Origin of the sequence: Streptomyces sp. MS191, from assembly GCF_008042125.1 — a bacterium.
In the GTDB taxonomy this organism is placed as follows: Bacteria; Actinomycetota; Actinomycetes; order Streptomycetales; family Streptomycetaceae; genus Streptomyces.
The window spans coordinates 2,790,108-2,811,624 of record NZ_RDBI01000040.1; the positions used below are offsets into that span (position 1 = coordinate 2,790,108).

Sequence of the window (21,517 nt, forward strand, 5' to 3'; positions counted from 1 at the left end):
CTCCCTCCACCGGGGGGCGGGCGCCCCCGGCCCCCCGCCGTTCGGCGGCACGTCGCTGCGCTGTCCGGCGTAGCCTTCGGGCATGGCAGAGAGCAACGTCCGCACGGCGAAGCCGAAGAAGCCCGCCGCCAGGCCCGAGTCGCGGCTCGCGATGGTCCGCCGCGCCCGGAAGATCAACCGGGAACTCGCCGAGGTCTACCCCTACGCCCACCCCGAGCTGGACTTCCGCAACCCCTTCGAGCTCCTCGTCGCCACGGTGCTCTCCGCCCAGACCACCGACCTGCGGGTCAACCAGACCACGCCCGCGCTCTTCGCGAAGTACCCGACCCCCGAGGACCTGGCCGCGGCCGTCCCCGAGGAGGTGGAGGAGCTGATCCGGCCGACCGGCTTCTTCCGCGCCAAGACCAAGTCGATCATGGGGCTGGCCGCGGCCCTCAGGGACGACTTCGGCGGTGAGGTCCCCGGCCGCCTCGACGACCTGGTGAAACTGCCCGGCGTGGGCCGCAAGACCGCCTTCGTCGTCCTCGGCAACGCCTTCGGCGTGCCGGGCATCACCGTCGACACCCACTTCATGCGCCTCGTCCGCCGCTGGAAGTGGACCGAGCAGGAGGACCCGGTCAAGATCGAGGCCGAGATCGCCACGATCTTCCCCAGGAGCGAGTGGACGATGCTCTCGCACCGGGTGATCTTCCACGGCCGCCGGATCTGCCACGCCCGCAAGCCCGCCTGCGGCGCCTGCCCGATCGCCCCGCTCTGCCCGGCGTACGGCGAGGGCGAGACCGACCCCGAGAAGGCGCGCAAGCTCCTGAAGTACGAGAAGGGCGGCTATCCGGGCCAGCGGCTGAACCCGCCCCCGGACTATCCGGGCATTCCCGCCTCCCCTCTGGGAGCGGGCGCATGAGGGAACGAACCCGCACGTCGATCGCGTTGTGAACCACGGGGGTGCCTATGACGCGCACGGAAGAAGACAGGGAATCGGCCCACGGCCGGACGCACGGACCCGCGACCGCGGGCATGCTCCGGGCCGACGGGCTTCCCGACTGGCTCGCCCCGATCGACCGGATGGCCCGCACCGTCCGGCCCGAGCAGCTCAGCCGCTTCCTGCCGCCCGAGACCGGCGGCCGTCAGTCGGCCGTCCTGATCCTGTTCGGCGAGGGCGAGCAGGGCCCCGAGCTGCTCCTCATGGAGCGCTCCGGCACCCTGCGCTCGCACCCCGGCCAGCCCTCCTTCCCCGGCGGCGCCCTCGACCCCGAGGACGGCGACCCGGAGGACGGCGGCCCGCTGCGGGCCGCGCTGCGCGAGGCCGAGGAGGAGACCGGCCTCGACCCCTCCGGGGTCCAGCTCTTCGGCGTGCTGCCGCGGGTCTACATCCCGGTCAGCCGCTTCGTGGTCACCCCCGTCCTCGGCTGGTGGCACACCCCCACCCCGGTCGGGGTGGTCGACCCCGCCGAGACCGCCCGGGTCTTCACCGTCCCCGTGGCGGATCTCACGAACCCCGCCAACCGCGCCACGACGGTCCATCCGAGCGGCCACCAGGGCCCCGGATTCCTGGTCGCATCCGCTCTGGTCTGGGGTTTCACCGCCGGAGTGATCGACCGGCTGCTGCACTTCGCGGGCTGGGAGCGTCCATGGGACCGGTCCAAGCAGGTCCCGCTGGACTGGCGCTCATGACAGGCTGACCCAGGGCGACCCCGGACGAATCTGCGAGGCTATAGACGGTGAACGTGCTGGACATCCTGCTGCTGCTCGCCGCCGTGTGGTTCGCGATCATCGGCTACCGCCAGGGTTTCGTGGTCGGCATCCTGTCCGTCGTCGGCTTCCTCGGCGGCGGTCTCGTGGCCGTCTTCCTGCTCCCGGTCATCTGGGACCAGCTGACGGACAACTCGCAGGTCTCGACGACGGCGACCGTCCTCTTCGTGATCGTGGTCATCGTCTGCGCCTCGGTCGGGCAGGCGTTCACCACCCATCTCGGGAACAAGCTGCGCCGCCACATCACCTGGTCGCCGGCGCGCGCCCTGGACGCCACCGGCGGCGCGCTCGTCAACGTCGTGGCGATGCTGCTGGTCGCCTGGCTCCTCGGCTCCGCCCTGGCCGGCACCTCGATGCCCACGCTCGGCAAGGAGGTGCGCAGCTCCAAGGTGCTCCTGGGAGTGGAACAGGTGATGCCGGATCAGGCGTCCACCTGGTTCGCGAACTTCACCTCGACCCTCGCCCAGAACGGCTTCCCGCAGGTCTTCAGCCCCTTCGCCAACGAGCCCATCACCGCGGTCCGGCCGCCGGACCCGGCGCTCGCCGGCAGCCCGGTCGCCGCCCGCGCGCAGCGCTCCATCGTGAAGGTCGTCGGCACCGCGCCGACGTGCGGCAAGGTCCTGGAGGGCACCGGCTTCGTCTTCTCGGACCGCCGGGTCATGACCAACGCCCACGTCGTCGGCGGCGTCGACGAGCCGACCGTCCAGATAGGCGGAGAGGGCAAGCTCTACGACGCGAAGGTCGTCCTCTACGACTGGAAGCGCGACATCGCCGTCCTGGACGTGCCGGACCTGGACGCCACGCCTCTCCGGTTCACCGACGAGGACGCCCGCAGCGGCGACGACGCGATCGTGGCGGGCTTCCCCGAGAACGGCGCGTACGACGTCCGCTCGGCGCGGGTGCGCGGCCGCATCAACGCCAACGGCCCGGACATCTACCACCGCGGCGAGGTGCGCAGGGACGTCTACTCCCTGTTCGCGACGGTCCGCCAGGGGAACTCCGGCGGCCCGCTCCTCACCGCGGACGGCAGGGTCTACGGCGTGATCTTCGCCCGCTCGCTCGACGACCAGAACACCGGGTACGCCCTGACGGCCGACGAGATCCGGGACGACATCATCCAGGGTCGCGCGGCCGACCAGCAGGTCGACACCCAGGCCTGCGCGCTGTAGCGGAGGGGCGGACGCCGGTCAGTCGCGGGTGTGCCTGAGCCGGGCCGACACCCAGCGTGCCCGGCGGCGCAGGATGCGCGAAATGCCCATGCCCTGTACGGGATGTGAGCGGCCCTCGTCCTGCGGGCCACTCCTCTCGTGAGCGCCCGGCCCAGCGGCCGAGCGGCGGTTGCGTACCGTGTCACCGTAGTCGTGCGTCCAGCCCATACCCCGACGTCTGCCCCTGCCCCAAGGTCGGTAACCGCCCGGGGGGCCGCCAATTGGAGTATGCGCCGGGCACATGGCCGTTCGGGGAACAGGGGTTCGCGTGGGCTCAGCGGTCCGGTTCGGGGTCCTTGAGCCAGTTGACGAGCTCCGTGGAGAAGGCCACCGGATCCTCCTCATGAGGGAAGTGCCCGAGGCCGTCGAACAGCCGCCAGCGGTACGGCGCCTCCACGTACGCGCCGGACCCCGCCGCGCTGCGCGTGCGCATCACCGGGTCCGTCGAACCGTGCAGATGCAGGGTCGGTACCCGCACCGGGCGCTTCATACGCCGGTTGAACTGGATCCCGTCGGGGCGGGCGAGCGAGCGCACCATCCACCGGTACGGCTCGATCGAGCAGTGTGCCGTCGACGGGATGCACATCGCCCGCCGGTACACCTCGATCGCCTCCTCGTCCGGCAGCCCGGGGCCCGACCAGTCCCGGATCAGCTGACCGACGAGCGCCCCCTCGTCCGCGACGAGTTGACGCTCCGGCAGCCACGGCCGCTGGAAGCCCCAGATGTGCGAACCGGCCCGCGACTGCGAGAAGTCGGCGAGCATCGCCGAGCGCCAGCGCCGGGGGTGCGGCATCGAGGAGACCGCGAGCCGGCGCACCAGCTTCGGCCGCATGACGGCCGCCGTCCAGGCGAGGTACCCGCCCAGGTCGTGGCCGACCAGGGCGGCGTCCGGCTCCCCGAGGGAGCGGATCACGCCGGTGATGTCGAGCGCCAGGTTGGCGGGGTCGTAACCCCGGGGCGTACGGTCGCTTCCGCCCACGCCGCGCAGGTCCATCGCCACGGCCCGGAAGCCGGCCTCGGCGAGTGCGGGCAGCTGGTGGCGCCAGGTCCACCAGAACTGCGGGAAGCCGTGCAGGAGCAGCACGAGCGGCCCGTCGCCCATCTCGGCGATGTGGAAGCGCGCGCCGTTGGCGGCCACGTCGCGATGGGTCCAGGGCCCGTCGATGCGGACGGGACTGCCACTGCCGGTGCTGCTCTCGGGGACGGTCATGCAGACGAGCGTCCCACAGTGAGGGACTTGTCCTGGACCGACGCCGTCAGCGCCGGGCGCTCGGGCCGCGGGTGCGGCTTGGCGTTCTGCAGGACCGCGGCGGTCTGCTTGGCGGAGGCGATGGACTTCTCCGGCGGCTTGACCTTCTTGAACTTGGCGTAGGCGATCAGCCCGAGCAGGCCCGCGAGCAGCACGTTCGCCGCGAACGAGAGCAGGAAGCAGACCGAGATGTGCCAGTGGCTCCAGGCCTGGATGCCGTAGGCGAGCGCGAAGCTCAGCATCGGGAGAGAGAAGAGCAGCACGGTGGCCGCGGCCCCGCCGGCCGCGCTGCCCATGACGCCGCGCTTGACGTCCTGCCTGATCTCGGCCTTCGCCAGGGCGATCTCGTCGTGCACCAGTGCGGACATCTCGGCGGTCGCCGAGGCGACCAGCTGACCGAGGCTGCGCTCGGCTCCGTTGACCGGGTCGCTCATCGCTGCTCCCTTTTCTCTTCTACGGTCCGAATTCTCTTGTGCGTCCGACCTCAGATCATGCCGGACGGTCGGCGTCGTCGCGCGACGCCCCCGCGAGTCGGGCGCGCTCGCGGTGCTCGGCGGCCTTCCGCTCGTGGATCGCGGCCATCCGGAGGTGGTACGCCGGATCGTCCTGTTCGTACATGTCGGGGATGCCGTCCTGGTCCTCGTCGCGCTCCTCGTCCTCCAGCAGCGCCCGGTACCTGCGCACCCGCAGCTTGAGCAGGACGGTCGCGAGGAGGGCCGCGATCAGCGAGCCGATCAGGACGGCGGCCTTGACCTCGGCGGTCAGGGCGGCGTCGCCCTCGAAGGCTAGCTCGCCGATGAGCAGGGAGACGGTGAAGCCGATCCCGGCGAGGGTGGCGACGGCGAGGACGTCGGCCCAGGCCAGGTCCTGGTTGAGCTCCGCCCGGGTGAAGCGCGCGGCGAGCCACGTTCCGCCGAAGATGCCGACGGCCTTTCCGACGACCAGGCCGAGCACGACACCGAGGGTCACGGGCTGGGTGAAGACCTCGGCGACGGACTTCCCCGAGAGGCTGACCCCGGCGGAGAACAGGGCGAACAGCGGCACCGCCAGGCCCGCGGACAGGGGGCGCACCAGGTGCTCGATGTGCTCGCCGGGGGAGTGGTCCTCGCCCTCGCGCCGGGTGCAGCGCAGCATCAGGCCCATGGCGACGCCGGCGATGGTGGCGTGGACGCCGCTGTTGTACATCAGTGCCCAGATGACCAGGGCGAGGGGGATGTAGACGTACCAGCCGCGGACGTTCAGGCGCAGCAGCAGCCAGAAGACGGCCAGTCCGGCGAAGGCGCCGCCGAGGGCCGCGAAGTCGATGTCGCTGGTGAAGAAGACCGCGATGATCAGGATCGCGAAGAGGTCGTCGACGACGGCGAGGGTCAGCAGGAACGCGCGCAGCGCGGAGGGCAGCGAGGTGCCGATGACCGCGAGGACGGCGAGCGCGAAGGCGATGTCGGTGGCGGTCGGCACGGCCCAGCCGTCCATCGACCCGCCGCCGACGAGGTTCGTCAGGGCGTACACCCCGGCCGGCACGGCCATGCCGCAGAGCGCGGCGACGACCGGGAGGGCGGCGGCCTTGGGGTCGCGTAGTTCGCCCGCCACGAGCTCGCGCTTGAGCTCGATGCCGGCGACGAAGAAGAAGACCGCGAGGAATCCGTCGGCGGCCCAGTGCTCCAGGGAGAGGTCCAGGCCGAGGGCGGCGGGGCCGATGTGGACGTCCTGCGCGGAGGCGTAGCTCGCGGGGGAGGTGTTGGCCCAGACGAGCGCGGCGACGGCGGCGATGAGCAGGAGGACCCCGCCGACGGTCTCGGCCCGCAGCGCGTCGGCGAGGTACCGCCGCTCGGGCAGCGGCAGCCGGCCGAGGAACTTGCGGCCGGTGGGGGGTGCGGGCGCGGGCACGGTGTCGACCTCCGGTCGGTGGGCAGGGCGGAGCACATGCCGACCAGACTTCCCGGCGCACCTAGGTCTTCGTGTCGCGTCACTGACGCGTTCTTTACCCTACCTAACGACGCGGGGAGAGTGTCCGGTGAACGTCACCTTAGGGACAAACGGCCGCCGGGGCCCGTCGGCGGCGTCCGTTCAGACGGCGGCGCCCGCCCCGGCGATGCCGGGGCGGGCGCACGGGGAGACCGTCGGGTCGCTCAGTCCTCGCTGGAGGCGCTCGGCAGCTTCGTCTGGATCAGGTCCATGACGGACGAGTCCGTCAGCGTCGTGACGTCCCCGAGCTCGCGGTTCTCGGCCACGTCGCGCAGCAGTCGTCGCATGATCTTGCCGGAGCGGGTCTTCGGCAGCTCCGCCACCGGCAGGATCCGCTTCGGCTTGGCGATCGGCCCGAGCGTCGTGCCCACGTGGTTGCGCAGGTCCGCGACGAGGGCCTCGTCCTCGCTCGCCGTGCCCCGCAGGATGACGAAGGCGACGATGGCCTGTCCGGTGGTCTCGTCGGCGGCGCCGACCACGGCCGCCTCGGCGACGGCGGGGTGGGAGACGAGGGCCGACTCGACCTCCGTGGTGGAGATGTTGTGCCCGGAGACGAGCATGACGTCGTCGACCCGGCCCAGCAGCCAGATGTCGCCGTCCTCGTCCTTCTTCGCGCCGTCGCCGGCGAAGTACCTGCCCTCGAAGCGGGACCAGTAGGTGTCGATGAACCGCTGGTCGTCGCCCCAGATGGTGCGCAGCATCGACGGCCACGGCTCGGTCAGGACCAGGTAGCCGCCGCCGCCGTCCGGGACCTCGTTCGCCTCGTCGTCCACGACGGTCGCCGCGATGCCGGGCAGGGCGCGCTGGGCGGAGCCGGGCTTGGTCTCGGTGACGCCGGGCAGCGGCGAGATCATCATCGCGCCGGTCTCGGTCTGCCACCAGGTGTCCACGATGGGGGTCTGGCCGGCGCCGATGTGCTCGCGGTACCAGATCCAGGCCTCGGGGTTGATCGGCTCGCCGACCGAGCCCAGCAGCCGCAGGCTGGACAGGTCGAACTTCGCGGGGATGTCGTCGCCCCACTTCATGAACGTGCGGATCGCGGTGGGCGCCGTGTAGAGGATCGTGACGCCGTACTTCTGGACGATCTCCCAGAACCGGCCCTGGTGCGGCGTGTCCGGGGTGCCCTCGTACATGACCTGCGTCGCGCCGTTGGCCAGCGGGCCGTACGTGATGTACGAGTGCCCGGTCACCCAGCCGATGTCCGCGGTGCACCAGTAGACGTCGGTCTCCGGCTTGAGGTCGAAGACGGCGTGGTGGGTGTACGCGGCCTGTGTGAGGTAGCCGCCGGAGGTGTGCAGGATGCCCTTCGGCTTACCCGTCGTGCCGGAGGTGTACAGGATGAAGAGCGGGTGCTCCGCCTCGAACGCCTCGGGGGTGTGCTCGGCCGGCTGACGGGCGACGATGTCGTCCCACCAGACGTCCCGGCCCTCGGTCCAGGCCACGTCCTGGCCGGTGCGGCGTACGACGAGCACGTTGCGCACCCGCTCGACCCGCTCCAGGGCCTCGTCGACGGCCGGCTTGAGCGCGGACGGCTTGCCGCGGCGGTAGCCGCCGTCGGCGGTGATGACGAGCTTGGCGTCGGCGTCCTCGATGCGGGTCGCGATGGCGTCGGCGGAGAACCCGCCGAAGACCACGGAGTGCGCGGCGCCGATACGGGCGCAGGCCAGCATCGAGATGACGGCCTCGGGGATCATCGGGAGGTAGACCGCGACCCGGTCGCCCTTGGTGACGCCCAGCTCGGTCAGCGCGTTGGCGGCCCTGGAGACCTCGTCCTTGAGCTCCGCGTAGGTGAGGGCGCGGCTGTCGCCCGGCTCGCCCTCGAAGTGGATGGCGACACGGTCGCCGTTCCCGGCCTCCACGTGGCGGTCGACGCAGTTGTACGCGACGTTCAGCGTGCCGTCGGCGAACCACTTGGCGAACGGCGGGTTCGACCAGTCGAGCGTCTCCGTCGGCTCGGTGGCCCAGGTGAGCCGCTTCGCCTGCTCGGCCCAGAAGCCAAGCCTGTCCGCCGCGGCCTGCTCGTACGCCTCCGCCGTCACGTTGGCGTGCGCGGCCAGCTCGGTCGGCGGCGCGAACCGCCGCTCTTCCTTGAGCAGGTTGGCCAGGCTTTCGTTGCTCACGACATCTCCCTTTCCCAGGGCGTCCTATGTGCCTATGTGTCCCGCGTCATAGCTCATCAGCCCGAGGCCCGGGTGACAAGGGGCTCCGGGCAATTGGTTTAGACCTGTGTGGGCGCGGGTGTGCGGTGGCCCCCTCCTCCCGGGCGGCGGGAAGAGGGGGCCACACAGTCTCACGGACGCCCCGGCGGGTTGGTTCAGGGCGCGCTGGCGTCCGCCCGTTCCCGCGCGGCCACGGCCGAGTGCGGGGCGACCCGGTCGAAGACGTCCTCGTATCCGTGCGTGCCGGCCGGATCGGCCAGCAGGTACGCCTGGGCCTCGCCCACGTGGAAGTACATGCCGTGCAGGGTCAGCGTGCCGTCGGCGAGCCGCCGGGCCACCGCCTCGTGGGCCCGCAGGTGCTCCAGCTGCTGCACCACGTTCGTCAGGCAGAGCTGCTCGATCGCGTCGGCGGGCAGGCGTCCGGAGATGCGGGCCCAGGCGTGGCGGCGACTGGCCATCCGGTCCAGGCTGGGCAGGCCGTGCCGCAGCCAGCGGTGCAGCGGCGTCCGCGGCGCGTCCGGCCGGCTGTTGAGCAGGGCCTGCATCGCCCCGCAGCCGGAGTGCCCGCAGACGGTGATCGAGTCGACCCGCAGCACCTCCACGGCGTACTCGATCGCCGCCGCCACCGAGTCGTCGCCGCTCTCCTCGCCCGGCGGCGGCACCAGGTTGCCGACGTTCCGCACGGTGAACAGGTCGCCCGGGCCGCTCGACGTGATCATGCTCGTGACGAGCCGGGAGTCCGCGCAGGTGAGGAAGAGCTGGGAGGGCCGCTGGCCCTCCCGGGCGAGCCGCGCCAGCTCCTCGCGGACCAGCGGGGCGGTGTCGCGCTGGAACTGCCCGATGCCGCTCGCCAGCCGGTGGCCGGTCGTCGTCGGGGTCGGGGTGGCCGGCTCCTCCCCGCAGCGGTGGTTGCGCCACGGGGTCCAGGGGCGGCAGCAGGCGTGCGCCTCGGCGGCCGGTTCGGCGATCCTGGCACCGGAGGGCCCGGTCATCGCGACCGTGCCGCCGTGCCGCAGGTGGCTCGCCTGCCAGTCGTGCAGCGCCTCGTACGCGGCGTGGTCCATGAAGGAGCCGTCCAGCTCGACCACGACCCGGGAGCCCGGCGGGAGTTGGTGCAGGGCACGGCTCAGCCGGGGCACGGCGAGGAAGGTCAGCTGGCCGCGTACGTGCACCCGGTGGCCGTCCTCCCGCTCCTCGTGGGTGATGCGCGTCTTGGCCAGGCGCCGCATGGCGACGGCGACGGCGACGAGGATGCCGAGGGCGACGCCCTCCAGGATCCCGACGAGGACGACGCCGCTCAACGTGACCGCGTAGACGACGACTTCGCGGTGCCGGGTGACGCTGCGGATATGGGTGATGCTCACCATCTGGACGCCGACGACCATGACGAGCGCGGCGAGCGCGGGCAGCGGGATCAGGTCGAGCACGGGGACCAGCAGGAGGGCGGCGAGCACGACCCACAGACCGTGCAGCATCGTGGAGTTGCGGCTCACGGCGCCCGCGGAGACGTTCGCGACGCTGCGGACGGCGACGCCGGCCACCGGCAGCCCGCCGAGTGCGCCGGAGACGACGTTCGCCGCGCCCTGGCCCGCGAGTTCGCGGTCGAGCCGGGAGCGCGGGACGCCGTGGCCCCGGTCGGGCCGGGCGGCCACCAGCTTGTCGACGGCGACGGCGGAGAGCAGCGACTGCACGCTCGTGACCAGCGTGATCGTCAGGACGCCCGCCGCGATGCCGAGGACCGGCCCCTCGGGCAGGCCGGGCAGGGCGTGGCTGCTCCAGGAGGGCAGGTCGACGCGGGGGACGCCGAGACCGGTGAGCTCCACGAGCAGCGCGGCCGCCGTCACGGCGGCGAGCGCGGCCGGGATCCTCCGCACGGCACGGCCGGCGCGGCCGGGCAGGCGCGGCCACAGCAGCAGGACGGCGACGGTGAGCAGGCTCGTCACGAGCGCGGCCAGGTGCGGACTGGCCACCTGGGCGGGCAGTCCGATCGCGTTGTCCACCGCGGAGCTCTGGGGTGTTCCGCCGAGCACGATGTGAAGCTGCGCGAGGGCGATGGTGACGCCGATCCCGGCGATCATGCCGTGCACGATCGCGGGGGAGACGGCGAGGGCCGAGCGGGCCACCCTCAGCGCGGCCAGCCCCAGTTGGGCCAGTCCCGCCAGCACGGTGATGGCGCAGGTGGTGCGCCAGCCGTAGGTCTTGATCAGCTCGGCGGTGACCACGGTGAGGCCCGCGGCGGGGCCGCTGACCTGGAGCGGCGCCCCGCCGAGCCGGCCGGCGACGAGGCCGCCGACGGCTGCCGCCACCAGTCCGGCCTGGAGCGGGGCCCCGGTCGCCAGGGCGATGCCGAGGGAGAGGGGCAGGGCGATCAGGAAGACGGCGACGGAAGCGGAGACGTCGGCGCCCGCGATGCGGAAGCGGCGCCCGCCGGGCGGGCCGTGCGGCCGCTGGAGGCGGGTGCGGGCGGCGTCCGTGGTCGTGCCGTCCTCGGCGGTGGCCTGCGGGGTGGTGTTTCGGGGCGTGCAGAGAGTCATGTCTTCCCGTCTCCTCCGGGGCGGCGCGGTCGCGGCTCGTGCGGGACGAACGTGGGGGGTCGCGGCCGTGGGTCACGGCGTGCAGCGGCGGGACGTCGGCCGGGTGCCGGAGCGCCCGCCCTTCGAAGGGAGTATCAACGCTCGGTAAATGGATCGTCATGCAGAGTAAAGTCTGCGGCATTATTTTCGGGGCAAACAGGGCAATAGTTCACCTATTCCGGTGATAAGTCCGTTCAATGCCGCTTGTCGTTTCATCTTTCCGGCGGTCCTGGTGCGACGTTGACGCCGCTCGCAGAGGACGCCCGCCCGCAGAGGGCACGCGTTCGCACCGAACCGGAGGAGAGGTGGGCGGATGAACGCCGCCGGGAGAAGGACCACAGTCCACAGCAGGGCGCTCGCCGTCGGCGCCCTTGCCGTCGCCCTGGCCACCGGCCTCGCCGGCTGCTCGGGCTCGGGCGGGACGACGAAGAGCCCCGAGAAGGGCGCGCCGGCGGCCAAGAAGCCGCCCGCCGCGGCCCCGCAGAGCGCGGTGCGCCTGATCGGCGACGGTTCCACCGCCTTCACCGGCATGCAGCCCCGCCAGCCCACCTGGCAGCGGCTGAAGGCGGGCGAGAAGCCGCCGCAGTTCGTGGTCTTCTCCTGGGACGGCGCCGGCGAGGACAGCCAGAAGCTGTTCTCCCACTTCCGCAAGGTGGGCCAGAAGTACGACGCGACGATGACGTACTTCCTGAGCGGCGTGTACCTCCTGCCCGAGGACAAGCGCTCCCTGTACGACCCGCCCCAGCACGCCGTCGGCAGCTCCGACATCGGCTTCAACGACGTCGAGGGCATCCGCAGCACCGTGCGGGAGCTGCGAGGGGCGTGGCAGGAGGGCAACGAGATCGGCACGCACTTCAACGGGCACTTCTGCGGCAAGGAGGCGGGCGTCGGCAACTGGAGCGTCGAGGACTGGAAGAGCGAGATCAGCCAGGCCAAGTCGTTCGTGAAGAACTGGAAGACGAACTCGGGCCTGACCTCCGAGCAGCCGCTCCCGTTCGACTACGACAAGGAGCTGGTCGGCGCCCGCACCCCGTGCCTGGAGGGCCAGAAGAACTTCGTCGAGGCGGCGACCCAGATGGGCTTCCGCTACGACACCAGCGGCGTCAACGACCAGATCTGGCCCAAGAAGAACCAGGGGCTGTGGGATCTGTCGATGCAGCTCGTCCCGGTCCCGGGGCGCGCGTTCCAGACCCTCTCCATGGACTACAACTTCCTGGTCAACCAGTCCGGTACGACCACCCAGGGCGACCCGTCCCAGCACGTGTACTGGGGCAACCAGATGCGCGACGGCCTGCTGCAGGCGTTCAACCGGTCCTACGACGGCAACCGGGCGCCGCTGATCATCGGCAACCACTTCGAGTCCTGGAACGGCGGCACGTACATGCGGGCCATCGAGGAGACCATCGCCACGGTCTGCGTGAAGAAGGACGTGAAGTGCGTGTCCTTCCGCCAGCTCGCGGACTGGCTGGACGCCCAGGACCCGGCGGTCCTGGCCAAGATGCGCACCCTCAAGGTCGGCGAGGCGCCGCAGGGCGGCTGGACGACCTTCCTGGCCCCGCGGCCCGCGGCCCCGGCGGCCGCCCCGGCGACCGGCGGGTCGGGGGCCGGCCTGCCGGCGGCCAAGCGCGACGAGGAGGGCTGAGCGCCGGGAACCGAACCGGCGGCGCCCGGTCGGGGCGGGCGGCCGCTCAGACGGGCTGGGCCGCGCCCAGCCCCTCACTCAGCACGAATCCGGGGTCGACCTGCGCCGCCAGGTCGGCCCCGGTCTTCGCGTTGCCCCAGCTCTCCGCGTTCCTCAGATGGAAGTGGACCATCTGGCGCGTGTAGCGGTCCCAGTCGCGGTGCGCGTAGGAGTCGTCCGCCGCGTTCTGGAGGGCCTGCAGGGCCATCCGGTTGTCCGCCTCCAGGAGTTCGAAGCGGGGCGGACGGCCCTTCTCCATCGCGCGGACCCAGTTCGAGTGCCCGACCGTCACCAGCAGGTCGTCCCCGACCTCCGCGCGCAGGAAGTCGAGGTCGTCCCGGCCCTGCACCTTGTTGCCGACGACCTTGAGCGCGACGCCGAAGTCCCGCGCGTACTCCTTGTACTGGCGGTAGACGGACACGCCCTTGCGGGTCGGTTCGGCGATCAGGAACGTCATGTCGAAGCGGGTGAACATGCCGGAGGCGAACGAGTCCGAACCGGCCGTCATGTCGACGACGACGTACTCGTCCTCCCCGTCGACCAGGTGGTTCAGGCACAGCTCGACCGCGCCGACCTTCGAGTGGTAGCAGGCCACACCCAGGTCGGACTCGGTGAACGGCCCGGTCGCCATCAGCCTGATGTCACCGTCGTCCAGCGTCACGGTGCGGGCGCACGCGTCGTACACCGGGTTGTCCTCGCGGACCCGCAGCAGCCGCGACCCCTCCCCGGGCGGAGTCGTCTTGATCATCGTGTCCGCCGAGGCGATCCGCGGGTTCGAGCCCCGCAGGTACTCCTTGATCAGCGGCAGGTGCGCGCCCATCGCGGGCATCGCCGCGCACTCCGGCTCGTCGAGGCCGAGCGCGGCCCCGAGGTGCTGGTTGATGTCGGCGTCCACCGCGACCACATGGGCTTCGTTGGCGGCGAGGTGACGGATGAAGAGCGAGGACAGCGTCGTCTTCCCGCTGCCGCCCTTCCCTACGAAAGCGATCTTCATGTTCACCTAGCGTAGTGGAATCGTCGCGTCCCGTGGTCGAGGTGCGTGAAGAAGGCCACTCCGGGGTGGGGACGCGGTCCCGGACGCGTAGCCTCCGTACTTATGAGTACGCACGCCTCTGACCCCCTGGCCGCCCTCGGTTCCCTGCCGGGCGTCGCCGACTCGGTGGACTCCGTACGCAAGGCCGTCGACCGGGTCTACGGGCACCGTGTGATGCGGCGCCGCAGCCACGAGATCACCTCGGAGGCCGCCCTGCGCGGGGCGCGCGGTTCCGCCGCGCTGTCCGGTGCGGACTGGGCGCTCGAAGAGGTCCGCCGGCGCACCGACTTCGGCGGGGACGCCGAGTCGCGGACGGTCGGAGCGGCGCTGCGGCTGGGTGCCGAGGCCGGTCAGCTGCTCTCCATCTGGCGCCAGTCGCCGCTGCGGGTGCTCGCCCGGCTGCACCTGGTCGCGGTCGGCGAGGCGGGCCGTGAGCAGGGGGCGGCGGATTCGGTGGGCCGGCCCCGCCAGGCCGGCGAGAAGGTCGACGAGCCGCTGATCGAGGCGCCGCTGCCCGACCCTGCCGAGGTCGCGGGACGGCTCGACGGGCTCGCGGAGCTGATCATCGCGGGCGGTACGGCCCCGGCGCTGGTGAGCGCCGCCGTGGTGCACGGCGAGCTGCTGGCGCTGCGGCCCTTCACCTCGTACAACGGGCTGATCGCGCGGGCCGCCGAGCGGATCGTGCTGATCGGCAGCGGACTCGACCCCAAGTCGATCTGCCCGGCCGAGGTCGGCCACGCGGAGCAGGGGCGGGCGGCGTACGTCGCGGCGTTCGAGGGGTACCTCTCCGGGACCCCGGACGGCATGGCCGCCTGGATCGCCCACTGCGGCCGGGCGGTCGAGCTCGGGGTCCGCGAGTCGACGGCGGTCTGCGAGGCGCTCCAGCGGGGCGCGGCCTAGATCCTGTCCGGGTGTACCGACCCGGAGGTGGTGGGCAACAGCTCACGGCTCACGGGTGTCGGGTGACGGGTGTCCGGGCGGTTGCTCCGGCTCTCGGCCCACGCTTCAGGGGGCGCTGGCTCACGTCCTGATGGGCGGGGCGATCGGGTCCTGAAACGGGTTGCGGCGGTACCGAATCCGGTACCGCCGCTGGCACGTCCGCCCAGTTACCATGCGTCCTCGATATGTGCCCATCAGGCGGGGAACTTTGCCCATCGCCTGGTGCGGCTGGCCCGTAATCGACGGGTCGACGTCGCGTGGGTGCTCAGCTTCTGTGCGAGGTCCGTGGGGCCTTCTTGCTCAACAGGTGATCCTCTCGGATGTCCCAGGTCTCGCGGGCCTGATTCCTTTCTACTCCTGTCGGAGGGGAAGCGAAAGTCCTGGTTCCACTTCTTTGCCCGTGACTCAGATCCGGGCCAAGCGATCGGCGAGGGCGGCGTTCTGGCGGCGGCGGGCCGCGTACCAGACGAGTCCGGCGGTCGCGGCCGCCGCTCCCACCGCCGCCGCCGCGACGAGCGCGGGGCGCGGCGGCATCCGGAACCCGGGAAGCCGCTGCTTGAGCCGGACCGGCTTCTCGAAGGAGAGGATGGGCCAGTCCCGGGTGGTGGCCTCGCGGCGCAGGGCCCGGTCGGGATTCACCGCGTACGGGTGGCCCACGGCCTCCAGCATCGGTACGTCGGTCGCCGAGTCGCTGTAGGCGTAACAGCGTGAGAGGTCGTACCCCTCCGACTCCGCGAGCTCCCGGATCGCCTCCGCCTTGGTGGGCCCGTAGGCGTAGTACTCCACCTCGCCGGTGAAGCATCCGTCGTCGCCGACGACCATGCGGGTCGCCACGACCCGGTCGGCTCCGAGCATCTCGCCGATGGGCTCGACCACCTCGGCGCCGGAGGTCGAGACGATCACGACGTCCCGGCCGGCGGTGTGGTGCTCCTCGATGAGGGAGGCGGCCTCGTCGTAGATGAGCGGATCGATCAGGTCGTGCAGGGTCTGGGCGACGAGCTCCTTGACCTGCGAGACGTTCCAGCCTTTGCAGAGCGCGGAGAGGTATTCGCGCATCCGCTCCATCTGGTCGTGGTCGGCGCCGCCCACGAGGAAGACGAACTGGATGTAGGCCGTCCGCAGGACGGCGCGGCGGTTGATCAGTCCCCCTTGGTAGAAGGACTTGCTGAAGGTCAGCGTCGAGGACTTCGCAATGACCGTCTTGTCCAGGTCAAAGAAGGCGGCTGTGCGCGGCAAGGAGTGGTTTTCCACAAGCCAGAGCATAGGTGCCCGCCATTCGGCGTACGCTGGGGCGCGTGGGTTTGCCTGAGAAGGCTCTCGGGTACACCATGGAAGTCACGGATCGTTCGCGACCGTGCTAACCCGGTCCGGCTCCTCCCCCCCCGAGTCGGCCGGAAAGACGACCCCCGCTCTCCCCCCCGGCGGGGGTCGTCGCATGTCCGGACGTGTTTTCGCCCGCCGGATCCCCATGTGTCCCCCTCTCGACGGCCGTCGGGCCGCGGCAGCGTGATCCCTTCATTTCGTCACCGAGCGTAACCGTCGCGCTGCTCTCCGGGAAGCCCCGGTAAGGGGCATGGAGTTATTCACAACCGGTGAGTTGTCCACAGTTTTCGAGCAAGATCCACACGATTTCCCGGATGGTCCCACCGTGATTCCTGCCGCGAAGTTCGCGGACGGCAGGAATCACCGATCCCGGCCCGCGTGACCGATGCGGGCGGGATCACACGGACAGGGAGCGTGTGCTGTGGCGGGAACCATGACTTCCGGCGCTTCGCGGACTTTCGGCGGGGGCCGGCGGGACGGCGGACCCACCCGGGCCGCAGGGGCGGCCAGGGCCCGAGGAGCCGGTGCGGCCGGCGAGGGCGCGGAGCGGGCCGGACCGCTGATCGTGACCGAGGACCTCGCGCTGCTCGACGATCTGCTCCGGCTGTGCGCCGCCGCGGGTGCCGAGCCACAGGTGCACCACACCGTGCCCGACCGCCGCGTCTGGGCCGAGGCCCCGCTCGTCCTGATCGGTGACGACGTGGCCGCCCGCTGCCGCGGGGTGGCGCGACGGCAGGACGTGCTGCTGGTGGGGCGCGAGCCCGACGACCCGGACGTGTGGCGGACGGCCGTCGAGATCGGGGCGGACGGCGTCCTGCGGCTGCCGGACGCCGAAGGGCGGCTCGTCGGCCGGATCGCCGACGCGACCGAGGGCGTGGGGCGTCAGGCGCTGACCGTCGGCGTCATCGGCGGACGCGGCGGGGCCGGCGCCTCGACACTGGCCTGCGCCCTCGCCCTGGCCGCCGCCAGGACCGGCCGGCGCACCCTGCTCGTGGACGGCGACCCCCTCGGCGGCGGACTCGACGTCCTGCTCGGGGGTGAGCGGGCCGAGGGCAGACGCTGGCCCGACTTCGCCGAGTCGAAGGGGCGCGTGGCCGGCGGAGCGCTGGAGGAGTCCCTGCCCTCGGTGCGCGGCCTGCGGGTGCTCAGCTGGGACCGGGGCGACGCGGTCGCCGTGCCGCCCGAGGCCATGCGGGCGGTGCTCGCCGCGGCGCGGCGCCGGGGCGGGGTCGTCGTGGTGGACCTGCCCCGCCGACTCGACGAGGCGGTGACCGAGGCGCTGGCACAGCTCGACCTCGGCCTCCTCGTCGTCCCCGGCGAACTGCGGGCCGTCGCCGCGGCCCACCGGGTCGCCTCGCTGGCCGGACTGGTGCTCACGGACCTGCGCGTGGTGGTGCGCGGCCCGTACGCGGCGGGTCTGGACGAACAGTGGGTCGCCGACGCCCTGCGGCTGCCGCTCGCCGGCGAACTTCCGCACGATCCGGACCTCCTGGCCGCCCAGGACGCGGGGCAGCCGCCCGGCGCCGAGTCCCGCGCACCGCTCGGCCGCTTCTGCTCGGCGTTCTGGGAGCGGGTCCTCACGCCCGGCGGTGCGCGGTGAGCGCCGTGCGGGGCGCCGGAGGGGGCGCCGGGACGGGCCTCCTGGAGGCCGTGCGTCAGCGGCTCGCGGAGAGCGGGGCCGAGCCGACGCCGGCGCGGGTGGCGGCGGCCCTGCGCGCGCAGGGGCGGCTGCTCGGCGACACGGAGGTGCTGGGCGCCGCCGAGGCGTTGCGGTGCGAACTGGTCGGCACCGGACCGCTGGAGCCCCTGCTCGCCGACCCCGAGGTCACCGACGTGCTCGTCTCGGCGCCGGACCGGGTGTGGGTGGACCGGGGCGCCGGCCTGGAACTGACCGACGTCGCCTTCGCCGACGCGGCCGCCGTGCGCCGGCTGGCGCAGCGACTCGCGGCGGTGGCCGGGCGGCGCCTCGACGACGCCCGGCCCTGGGTGGACGCCCGCCTTCCGGACGGGACCCGGATGCATGCCGTGCTGCCGCCGGTGGCCGTCGGCTCGACGTGCCTGTCGCTGCGGGTGGTGCGCCCGCGGGCCTTCTCCGTCGCGGAGTTGACCGCCGCGGGCACGGTTCCGCCAGGCGGGGAGGGCGTGCTGCGGGCACTGATCGACGCCCGTGTGTCGTATCTGATCAGCGGCGGCACCGGCTGCGGGAACCCCAACCACCGCCTAAGACACCCCTAATCGAAGATCACTTTCGAGGAGCCTCGAAAGCGATTCGACAGGGCCCTGACCTGCACCTTTCCCGCCAGTGGGGGCCGATATCGGAGGTGCCTTGGAATCGAAGGCAGACGCAGAAGAGCCCCGGCCGGCGCGGACGGCGCTGGCCGGGGCAGTCGTTCGGGCGGCTAGACCGCCGGGGCTCCGGAGCCCGGGCAGGTCTCAGTTCCAGTGCCGTTGCGCTGATGCATCGTGGTCGGCGAGCCGGGCGGGGAGCCCACGCCGGCACCGCAGACGGGGCAGTTCCCTTCAACGCGGGCAGGGTCGAACCGCATATCAGTCCTCCAGTGAGTGGGTGGTACCTGATAGGGGTGGTGCTACCCGCCCCGCGCCGGGGGCGGGAGTCTCAGACGGCGTCCTGCAGGTCGAACGCGCGGCCGCCGACGCTCTGCCCAGGCCGGGCAGTGTGGTGGAACAGGCAGAAGGCCTGCGCCCCACTGTGGAAGATCACACCGAATCCCGGGTACTGCGCCTCGCTGCTGTACCGATCTGCCGAGGCGATCTCCTTCGACCCGCTGTTCGCGATCGCCGCAGCGAAGTAGGCCTGAGCCCGTTCCGGCGTGGCCTTCCCGCCCTCGAACAGTTCCGGGTAGGGAATCTCGGCCGGCGGCTCGCCCTCGACAGGGATCTCCGGACCTTCCCACTTGTCGCCCGAGGCGGCGGCAGCAGTGACGCCGATCCAAAACTGGGCGCCGGTGGTCAGCGTCACATGGATGCCGCGCAGGTGCTCGGCTCCTCGATCCCACGGCTGAGCGGACTGGACATCGGGTGCTGCAGCCAGTGCTGAGAGAGCGAACTGGTGGAACGTGTCGAGTCGCATTTGTGTACTTTCGGTCGGTGGCAGCCGAGCCAGTCTAGGCCCGTCCGTGCGGGGCCCGGGTTGGCTTCACAGAGGAGCTCCGCGCGGCAACACGGTGTGACAGGGGGATGCTCATGTGGTGATGCCGAGTGCCAGCGTGGCGAGCATGCCGACGACGATCACGAGGTAGATCGCCTGGCGCTGCCAGTCCCTCACCGGGCACCGGGGGGCAGTGGCGGGAGGCCGGGGCGTCCGGTGAATGCAGCCTTGCGGCGGTGGTCATGGATCTCTTCCAGCATGTCGCGGGCGGCGAGCGCTAGGTGGCGGGTGTAGGACCACGGGCCCAGGGGGCCATCTGCAGGGCCGTCGTCCTTGAGTTGCGTCCAGGTCTCCAGGACCACGGCGCCGCGCGGGGAGCGAGCGCCCACGGGGATTTGCCCGACCCCAACGGCGAGCGTCGCGCAGTGCGTCAGCATCTGGTCCGTCATCCGGGCCAGCTCCACGATGTCGGGGTGGTGCCGCAGCTTCAGGGCGCGTGCGATGTCGAGGCTTGCGGCCAGCTCGACATGCTCCTCGATGGCATCTGCGGCCAGCTCCAGGAGCGGGCCGAGATGCACCTCCGTGGTGGGGCTGGGGCCACCCGAATCCTGAGGAGTCAGTTCGATAGCGTCCACGACGGCGCCCTTCCTACTACGCTGAGTTGCCCGATCGGCACTGCGAGTACGAAGGTAGAAGCCGGGCGTTGCCGCCAGTAGTGACCGCCGGTACCGGTACGCGGGGCCAGCCATCGCGCAGAGGGGGACACCATGGACAGCCACCCGCGCACCACCCGGACCACCGGTCAGGGTTCCCTACCTCGACCGCGCGGTGGGGTGGTCTCCGGGTACGTGTTCCGTCTGATCCGGGAGCAACTCGGTCGCACGCAAGAGGAGTTAGCCGAGGAGTTCCGGGTCTCGTCCGACACCATCGCCGGATGGGAGTCGGGCCGCCGCCCCTTAACGTCCACGCCTGTCGGGCAGATGCTCGTGCACCGACACCGGCTTCTCCAGCTCGGCGCCGTTCCAGCGCTGCTACTCGCCCTGGAACGCGCCATGGAGGCAGACGTGCTGCTGGCCAGCGCGCTGGACGAGGAGGCGCCTGCATCGGCCAATCCCATGGGGGCTTGGGTGATGCAACGGGACCTGGTGGAGGTCCTCGCGTGGCCGTTGAGCGGCGTCGCCCCCACGCCGCTGCGGGACCTTCCGCCGCCACCTCGCCCTCGACGAGGCCCCGTCCCCACAGCGCCGGAGCTGCCGGCCGGAGAACGCGCGCGGTTCTTCACTCGCATGAGACGCACAGCTGAGCAGGCCCGCAGCGATGACGACTTCCTCCTGCGGCGCCAGGCCCTGTACCTGGCGGGATACGACGACGCGCCGGACACCACGCGGTGGCTCGCCGCCCAGCAGCGCACGGCGCGGCCGGAAGACTGGCTCACCCGGTGGCTCAACGAGCGATCGGTCGCCGCCGTCGCTGCCCGCCAGGGGGACCAGGACCGCATGGGCCACTTCATCGCCACGACCCTGGCGGACAACGATGCGAGCGAAGCCGCGAACCTCAACTACTGGGCGTACTGGATCGGCGAGGCGCCACACATCCAGCTGTCCGACGACTTCATCGCCTCCCCCAAGCCAGGTCCATGGCAGGGCGACAAGCTGATGGAGCACCTGGTCCGAGGGCTCACCCCTCGTCACGGCTTCTTCGACCTGAACGTCCACACCCTGTGGGCGCTTCTGGCCGCCCGGCCGGGGTTGCTCCGCCCGACCTCCGCCGCCGGCCGTACTCTGCGCGCCCGGCTCCCTGTGATGTTGGATAGCCGGGAGCTGTCGACGCGATCGCGCCGTGAGCTCGAAGGCATCCGGTACGCGATCCGCCTCGCCGAGGCGTGAGAGGAGACGGACGGTGGCAGACGACCTGTCCGCGGTGGCCCACTTCCTGTACGAGGCGGGCACACTCAAGCACGCCCGCCGCACGGGATGGTGGATGGCCGGCGTCCGGGACCCTGAGAGCGTCGCCGAGCACTCGTGGCGCACCTCGTTGATCGCCTCCATCATCGCCAAGCTCGAGGGCGCCGACCCTGCCCGTGCCGCCTTCCTTGCCGTCTGGCATGACACCCAGGAGACTCGCACTGGGGATGTGAACTACCTCGGCAAGAAGTACGCCAGCAGCGCCGATCCTCGCGAGGTAACTGCAGACCAGACACGCGGCATGCCCGAGGTGCTGGCCGCGACCGTGCGGGAACTGGTCGCTGAGTATGAAGCCAAGGAATCCGCCGAGGCCCTCTGCGCCCGTGACGCAGACAAACTGGAGTGCATGCTGCAGGGCATCGAGTACAAGGCACAGGGGCACGAGAACGCCCAGCGCTGGATCGACAACAGCCGCGCGCGGCTGACGACCGAGACGGGCCAGCGCCTTGCGGACGAGCTTCTCGCGCACGGCTCTCTGGACTGGCTTCGCTCCATCCTCGGCGAGACGCCGTCCTGATCGAGCATGACGAAGACGCCCCCTCCACCCGAAGGCAGAGGGGGCGTG

The 21,517-nt window shown here is 71.7% G+C and carries 18 protein-coding genes and 1 pseudogene; 9 read left to right on the forward strand and 10 right to left on the reverse strand.

Annotation, left to right across the window (positions count from 1 at the left end; translation table 11 throughout):
• Positions 1-82: 82 nt before the first annotated feature.
• Genes nth through EAO71_RS19945 form a run of 3 tightly spaced genes read left to right on the forward strand, consistent with a single transcriptional unit; the run spans position 83 to position 2,918 of the window.
• A complete protein-coding gene (gene nth / locus EAO71_RS19935; protein ID WP_147978940.1) occupies positions 83-901 on the forward strand; it encodes an endonuclease III in 819 nt (272 codons plus the stop codon).
• 47 nt (positions 902-948) lie between these two features.
• Positions 949-1,671: an NUDIX hydrolase gene (locus tag EAO71_RS19940; RefSeq protein ID WP_147978941.1), complete on the forward strand. Its 723-nt coding sequence runs from the start codon at positions 949-951 to the stop codon at positions 1,669-1,671.
• Between the two features lie 47 nt (positions 1,672-1,718).
• Positions 1,719-2,918 carry a MarP family serine protease gene (locus EAO71_RS19945; RefSeq protein ID WP_147978942.1) on the forward strand — a complete coding sequence of 400 codons (1,200 nt, stop codon included), beginning with the start codon at positions 1,719-1,721 and terminating at the stop codon, positions 2,916-2,918.
• Positions 2,919-2,936: 18 nt separating this feature from the next.
• On the opposite strand, the gene EAO71_RS38955 is transcribed toward EAO71_RS19945, so the two are convergent.
• The 6 genes from EAO71_RS38955 to EAO71_RS19975 form a co-directional block, all read right to left on the reverse strand.
• Positions 2,937-3,125: a hypothetical protein gene (locus EAO71_RS38955; RefSeq protein WP_147978943.1), complete on the reverse strand. Its 189-nt coding sequence runs from the start codon at positions 3,123-3,125 to the stop codon at positions 2,937-2,939.
• A gap of 106 nt (positions 3,126-3,231) precedes the next feature.
• Positions 3,232-4,167: an alpha/beta fold hydrolase gene (locus tag EAO71_RS19955; RefSeq protein ID WP_147978944.1), complete on the reverse strand. Its 936-nt coding sequence runs from the start codon at positions 4,165-4,167 to the stop codon at positions 3,232-3,234.
• Positions 4,164-4,640, reverse strand: a complete 477-nt coding sequence (locus EAO71_RS19960; protein WP_147978945.1) for a phage holin family protein — start codon at positions 4,638-4,640, stop codon at positions 4,164-4,166. Before EAO71_RS19960 ends, EAO71_RS19955 begins: the two co-directional genes overlap by 4 nt.
• Before the next feature lie 55 nt (positions 4,641-4,695).
• Positions 4,696-6,093 (reverse strand): Na+/H+ antiporter NhaA, encoded by a 1,398-nt coding sequence (nhaA, locus tag EAO71_RS19965; protein ID WP_147978946.1) that lies wholly within the window; start codon positions 6,091-6,093, stop codon positions 4,696-4,698.
• A gap of 242 nt (positions 6,094-6,335) precedes the next feature.
• Positions 6,336-8,291, reverse strand: a complete 1,956-nt coding sequence (gene acs, locus EAO71_RS19970) for an acetate--CoA ligase (protein WP_147978947.1) — start codon at positions 8,289-8,291, stop codon at positions 6,336-6,338.
• Positions 8,292-8,485: 194 nt separating this feature from the next.
• Positions 8,486-10,864 carry a bifunctional SulP family inorganic anion transporter/carbonic anhydrase gene (locus EAO71_RS19975; protein WP_147978948.1) on the reverse strand — a complete coding sequence of 793 codons (2,379 nt, stop codon included), beginning with the start codon at positions 10,862-10,864 and terminating at the stop codon, positions 8,486-8,488.
• 352 nt (positions 10,865-11,216) lie between these two features.
• Here EAO71_RS19975 and EAO71_RS19980 point away from each other — a divergent pair, with 352 nt between their 5' ends.
• Positions 11,217-12,545, forward strand: coding sequence for a polysaccharide deacetylase family protein (locus EAO71_RS19980; protein ID WP_147978949.1), 1,329 nt, complete (start codon positions 11,217-11,219; stop codon positions 12,543-12,545).
• A 46-nt stretch (positions 12,546-12,591) separates the two neighbouring features.
• Here EAO71_RS19980 and EAO71_RS19985 read toward each other — a convergent pair whose 3' ends face one another.
• Complete coding sequence (locus EAO71_RS19985) at positions 12,592-13,578, reverse strand: ATP-binding protein (RefSeq protein WP_147978950.1); 987 nt, start codon at positions 13,576-13,578, stop codon at positions 12,592-12,594.
• 102 nt (positions 13,579-13,680) lie between these two features.
• Here EAO71_RS19985 and EAO71_RS19990 point away from each other — a divergent pair, with 102 nt between their 5' ends.
• Positions 13,681-14,517: a Fic family protein gene (locus EAO71_RS19990; protein WP_147978951.1), complete on the forward strand. Its 837-nt coding sequence runs from the start codon at positions 13,681-13,683 to the stop codon at positions 14,515-14,517.
• Positions 14,518-14,961: 444 nt separating this feature from the next.
• Here EAO71_RS19990 and EAO71_RS19995 read toward each other — a convergent pair whose 3' ends face one another.
• Complete coding sequence (locus EAO71_RS19995; protein WP_147978952.1) at positions 14,962-15,819, reverse strand: HAD family hydrolase; 858 nt, start codon at positions 15,817-15,819, stop codon at positions 14,962-14,964.
• A 493-nt stretch (positions 15,820-16,312) separates the two neighbouring features.
• Between EAO71_RS19995 and ssd the strand changes: the two genes are divergently transcribed.
• Both ssd and EAO71_RS20005 read left to right on the forward strand, forming a co-directional pair.
• Positions 16,313-17,479 carry a septum site-determining protein Ssd gene (gene ssd / locus EAO71_RS20000; protein ID WP_147978953.1) on the forward strand — a complete coding sequence of 389 codons (1,167 nt, stop codon included), beginning with the start codon at positions 16,313-16,315 and terminating at the stop codon, positions 17,477-17,479.
• Positions 17,476-18,084, forward strand: a pseudogene (locus EAO71_RS20005) (ATPase, T2SS/T4P/T4SS family); the annotation flags it as partial. The gene ssd and the pseudogene EAO71_RS20005, both read left to right, overlap by 4 nt.
• Before the next feature lie 412 nt (positions 18,085-18,496).
• On the opposite strand, the gene EAO71_RS20010 reads toward EAO71_RS20005, so the two are convergent.
• Together EAO71_RS20010 and EAO71_RS20015 are read right to left on the reverse strand one after the other, a co-directional pair.
• On the reverse strand, positions 18,497-18,970 hold the full coding sequence (locus EAO71_RS20010) for a hypothetical protein (protein WP_147978955.1): 474 nt from the start codon (positions 18,968-18,970) through the stop codon (positions 18,497-18,499).
• A gap of 191 nt (positions 18,971-19,161) precedes the next feature.
• Complete coding sequence (locus EAO71_RS20015; RefSeq protein ID WP_261992194.1) at positions 19,162-19,623, reverse strand: hypothetical protein; 462 nt, start codon at positions 19,621-19,623, stop codon at positions 19,162-19,164.
• Positions 19,624-19,755: 132 nt separating this feature from the next.
• Between EAO71_RS20015 and EAO71_RS20020 the strand changes: the two genes are divergently transcribed.
• Together EAO71_RS20020 and EAO71_RS20025 are read left to right on the forward strand one after the other, a co-directional pair.
• Positions 19,756-20,874, forward strand: a complete 1,119-nt coding sequence (locus EAO71_RS20020; RefSeq protein WP_147978956.1) for a helix-turn-helix domain-containing protein — start codon at positions 19,756-19,758, stop codon at positions 20,872-20,874.
• Between the two features lie 13 nt (positions 20,875-20,887).
• On the forward strand, positions 20,888-21,469 hold the full coding sequence (locus EAO71_RS20025; RefSeq protein ID WP_147978957.1) for an HD domain-containing protein: 582 nt from the start codon (positions 20,888-20,890) through the stop codon (positions 21,467-21,469).
• The last annotated feature ends 48 nt before the right edge of the window (positions 21,470-21,517 follow it).